Origin of the sequence: Fundidesulfovibrio agrisoli, from assembly GCF_022808715.1 — a bacterium.
In the GTDB taxonomy this organism is placed as follows: Bacteria; Desulfobacterota; Desulfovibrionia; order Desulfovibrionales; family Desulfovibrionaceae; genus Fundidesulfovibrio; species Fundidesulfovibrio agrisoli.
This window is the reverse complement of record NZ_JAKZKX010000051.1, coordinates 1-2813: the sequence shown is the minus strand read 5'-3', so window position 1 is coordinate 2813 and position 2813 is coordinate 1. Positions and strand designations below refer to the sequence as shown.

The window sequence follows — 2813 nt, the reverse complement described above, 5'->3', positions numbered from 1 at the left end:
CGGCACGGATTCGCTGGATGAAAGCTGAAGAAAATCCCGAAGCGAGAGCGAATCGGCGCACCGCCACTCAATCCCGCGCTCGCTCTCGATGCCCTCGAAATATCCCATGAGGTGCATCCGGAAATACCGGCCGGGCGGAATCGATGGGCGGCCCTTGTCGGAATAGAAGGGGTTGCACAGCTTCTCGGCGAAGACGTCGAAGCCGGACTTACGTAGGATCAGCTGGAGACGGTCGTAAAAGGCGTGTCCGCGTGAACTGGGAATTTCATCCCAGGCCAAATACATCTTCCCTTGCTGGTCGCCCTGACGGCCAAGACCCATCGCTTCACCTCCGCCCGCTCGATGGCCGGATTCTCGGTCACTTGGCAGTGTTTTTCAACACGCAGCTAACTGTCCAAGAAACCCTGGACCGCTACAATTGCATGCCGTAAGCTCATATCATGCACAACTACGCGCGCGACTCAGGGCCTCAAGGCGCATGGCAACGTCACCAGCATACGGACAGGGACACATGTGGGCGAGTGTTCAACCCGTGAAGTCCGTCTATCTGACGGATTCCAAGCAGACGCCCGAGCCTGCCAGGGTTGGCAGTCGGGGTTATTGCTAAGTCGGTGGCAGTGCGGTTGATCACGGTCCATTCGCTTCTCAGTAACTGTAAGGTGTCCAGTTTTATGGGGGTGTCCCCACTTTTGTGAAGAGGTATTCCCTACTTTATCCCTGGGCGACAAAAAAAACAACGTCTATCTATATACAAGAAGCGCCTCGATAAGGTATATGCCTTCTGCCGAACGTTATATAAATAGATGCAGTGAGGCGCTTGAGCATGAATCTCGTTAGGCTTGTATATCTTACTGTTCTTATTGTGCTGATGGCTACAGCGACAAGCTGGTCGCAAGAGTTGAAAAAAGTGCTCATCGTTTACGATGGAACAGGATCAAGGGCCTGGAGCGGTGAACTTTCAACGATACAGTTAAAGAATATACTCAGTCATTTCAACGCAGAAGTTGTTTCGCATCCAGTTGATGCATATACAGCAAATGAGTCCTTGGCCTACGACGTTGTTTTTTATCTCGGAACAACGTTCAATGCGGCTCTGAGTCAAAGTTTCATAGGCGATTTGTTGAATACAGATACCAAAATATTCTGGATAAATTACAATCTGCATAAAGTTTCTTGGGGGAACACTCAGGAACAGTTCAAAAATAAGTTCGGGCTCTCCTATGTGAAGACGGTCAACACTTTGGAGTGGGCTAGTGTGGAGTACAAAGGTACCTGGCTACCACGTGCCGGAGGGGACTTGGCAGTGGTCACGCTAGAGACGAGAGCCGATACGGAGGTGCTCGCTTTGGCGAAGAGCGTAAACGAGACTGCACCTTATATCTTGCGCTCGAAAAATCTGTATTTCATTGCTGACAACCCTTTTGAAAATGTTTCTTACGCGGATAGAGCACTGGCATTTTGCGATATATTGCATGACGTACTTGAAAGCGGTGTGGCCGAAAGCCACCAAGCAGTGCTTCGAATAGAGGATGTACACACGCACCAAGACCCAACGCAACTCAGGGCCATCGCTGATTATCTGTATTCACGCAGGGTTCCATTCGCTATCAGTTTGATCCCCCAATATGAGGATCCGCGTCACGTCTACGGAGCTCCGTACTCTTCCACATGGTCCGAGGCCCCTGAGGCACTCGCGGCCGTACAGTACATGATTAAGCGAGGCGGGCGTATTGTCATGCATGGATACACGCACCAGTACTCCAGCATAAAGAATCCTGATAGTGGCGTGACAGCTGAAGATTGGGAGTTCTACCGGGTTGCTCGCAGGACCGATGGATCAGAGCGCTACGTGGGCTTCATCCCAGAGGATAGCGAACAGTGGGTTACAGACCGGATAACCATGGGCTTGAGCCTGCTCAAGAAGAGCAACCTCTCCCCTGTGGCTTGGCTCACGCCACATTACCTCGCCTCGCCCATGGACTATTCAGTATTTGCACGTTATTTCCCCTTGGCACTGGATCGAGGCGTTTATTTCGCACAAGATTCCAACGGGAATTATCAATTCAGAGAACAGTATGCTCCGTACCCAATGGAGCGCGACGCCTACGGTACGAAACGCCTGCCAGAGACCTGCAACTACATAAGCCCGTATGAGATCCCACCGCGTCTGCCTGCTGACGCCGTTGGACTGGCGCGGCTCGTGAAGGTGGTGCGCGACGGCTGGGCCGGGTGCTACTTCCATCCTTTCCTGGATATATCCTACCTTAAAGAGATGGTAGAGGGCATCCAGGCTGAGGGCTACACGTTCGTAGCGGTGGGCAAGGCTCCACCCGTGGCCCCGGTAGGAGGAATATCCACGTTGCTGCTCACCGCGCAATAAGACGCATCACTTGGAGTTGCCCCCGCTTAGCAGCCCGTTGCAAAAGGCTGTCTTCGGCTAATCTCCCTTTCCGATGATCGCGAAGGGCATGATTGCGCAGCATCGCTCCTGGGCCATGATCACGATGGCCAGGCAGGCCAGTGAGGGGTGCTGATCTGTCCAGATCAACGCAAACCAGGCGTCGGCCCAACCCCTCGGGGTGCCGCACCCCGTCTTGACTCGCATCAGCAGGCCGAGGTTGAAGCCTGCCACGTGGAGCAGATAGCGTTTCTGGACGTTCTCCCGGCCCCGGAGCCAGACCCGACGCATCCCGCCGGAGCGGTCCCGGGTATGCTCGAAGCTGCGCTCCACAAGTTCCGTTCGCAACCTTCCCAGAGACTTTCCAACCTCGGACGATATCCGGGCGCGGTTGTTGTACACGGCGCGCCGGGCT

Annotated in this window: 3 protein-coding genes; 1 reads left to right on the top strand and 2 read right to left on the bottom strand. The window is 54.0% G+C overall.

The features are described from left to right. Window positions 1-321: transposase (locus MLE27_RS17840; protein ID WP_243313988.1), on the bottom strand; the 321-nt coding region annotated here is incomplete at its 3' end. A gap of 502 nt (window positions 322-823) precedes the next feature. Here MLE27_RS17840 and MLE27_RS17835 point away from each other — a divergent pair. Continuing rightward, complete coding sequence (locus tag MLE27_RS17835; protein ID WP_243313984.1) at window positions 824-2380, top strand: polysaccharide deacetylase family protein; 1557 nt, start codon at window positions 824-826, stop codon at window positions 2378-2380. A 57-nt stretch (window positions 2381-2437) separates the two neighbouring features. Here the strand turns inward: MLE27_RS17835 and MLE27_RS17830 are convergent. Beyond that, a partial coding sequence (locus MLE27_RS17830) for a transposase (protein ID WP_480017373.1) occupies window positions 2438-2813 on the bottom strand: 376 nt, incomplete at its 5' end.